Genomic DNA, 536 nt, shown 5'->3' with positions numbered 1-536 from the left:
TGCTCGATACTGAACGTGTCGGGCAGGGTTGTGTCCTTGCGAGCCCAGCCTTTGAGCGGGTCGCACAGTCCACCCTCACCGAGGATGGCAGGAGGTCGCCCGCACTACGGTTCGGAGATCCTCGGGTCATGGCCCTGCTCGGCGCCTTGTGTGTCGGCCTGAACGCCCTCGGATTCACCAACCGGAGCCTCCGCGCCCAGGTGTCCCATCTGCTCGGCGTCGCCTACACCGTCAACCAGGCCAGCTACGACCTCGCCCGCCTGCGCCTCAACGGGCTCATCGAACGCCGGCCGCACAGCAATACCTACGACCTCACTCCGGACGGCCAGCGCGTCGCGATCTTCTACACGAAAGTCCACGAACGGGTGCTCCGCCCGCTCATCGCCGCCGACCAACCGCCCGCGCCGATCGAACTGCAACGGGCACTCGCCGTCGTCGACCGTCACGTCAACGGCTATCTCGACCACGCGCGCCTGGGAACCGCCGCCTGAAACTCAAGACCGACGTCGGAGTTCTAGCGACCAAGGATCGCTAGG

Annotated in this window: 1 protein-coding gene; it reads left to right on the top strand. The window is 66.2% G+C overall.

Annotated features, from left to right (window positions below):
* The first annotated feature begins 128 nt into the window (after positions 1-128).
* On the top strand, positions 129-491 hold the full coding sequence (locus RB608_RS28245; protein ID WP_308091434.1) for a hypothetical protein: 363 nt from the start codon (positions 129-131) through the stop codon (positions 489-491).
* Positions 492-536: the final 45 nt, after the last annotated feature.

The organism is Nocardioides sp. LHD-245, from assembly GCF_030929495.1.
In the GTDB taxonomy this organism is placed as follows: Bacteria; Actinomycetota; Actinomycetes; order Propionibacteriales; family Nocardioidaceae; genus Nocardioides.
This window is presented reverse-complemented; position numbering and strand designations above follow the sequence as displayed.

Coding starts and splice junctions, on each gene's coding strand:
- RB608_RS28245 (WP_308091434.1), top strand. CDS start 129: ATGGCCCTGCTCGGCGCCTTGTGTGTCGGCCTGAACGCCCTCGGATTC.